The organism is Gordonia sp. SCSIO 19800, from assembly GCF_018132775.1.
In the GTDB taxonomy this organism is placed as follows: Bacteria; Actinomycetota; Actinomycetes; order Mycobacteriales; family Mycobacteriaceae; genus Gordonia; species Gordonia hongkongensis.
In genome coordinates this window covers 1-557 of the sequence record NZ_JAGRQM010000069.1, presented here as the reverse complement: position 1 = coordinate 557, position 557 = coordinate 1, and the positions used below count along the sequence as shown (strand labels likewise).

At 61.4% G+C, this 557-nt stretch carries 2 pseudogenes; both read left to right on the top strand.

The annotated features are described in order from the left end of the window. Window positions 1-134: pseudogene (locus KB201_RS24700) on the top strand (IS30 family transposase); the annotation flags it as partial. Window positions 135-138: 4 nt separating this feature from the next. Continuing rightward, a pseudogene (locus KB201_RS24695) lies at window positions 139-447 on the top strand (integrase core domain-containing protein); the annotation flags it as partial. Between the last annotated feature and the right edge of the window lie 110 nt (window positions 448-557).

Genomic DNA, 557 nt, shown 5'->3' with positions numbered 1-557 from the left:
CTGAGGACCTCGAGGCCATCGCCTACACCCTCAACAACCGTCCTAGAAAAGTCCTTGGATGGAAAACTCCCGCCGAAGTCTTTGGCGAACAACTACACTCGCTACAACAACCCAGTGTTGCATCGACCGATTGAACGCGCCCAGTACACATCGGTTACACTGACTGAGCGGCTGCGGCTCGAAGACATCGCCGCGTCGATCGGGTCGGTCGGAGACGCCTACGACAACGCTCTGGCCGAGTCGGTGAACGGGCTGTACAAGACCGAGTGCATCCGGACCACGATCTTCCACTCCGGCCCGTACCGGACGATCTCCGACGTCGAGTTCGCGACCGCTGGTTGGGTCGACTGGTACAACAACAGCAGGCTGCACTCGAGTATCGGCCAGATTCCCCCGACCGAGTTCGAAACGCTCCACTACGCTGGCCTCGGCCCCGAGGACCAGCCCACACTGGAGGCGGCACAAAACCCTAGGGTGATTCACCCAGCCGATCTTTCCCATGCTCCCGGGCACCCCGCAACGGGCCAGCCACGACTATGTGCGCAACGGCACCTCCA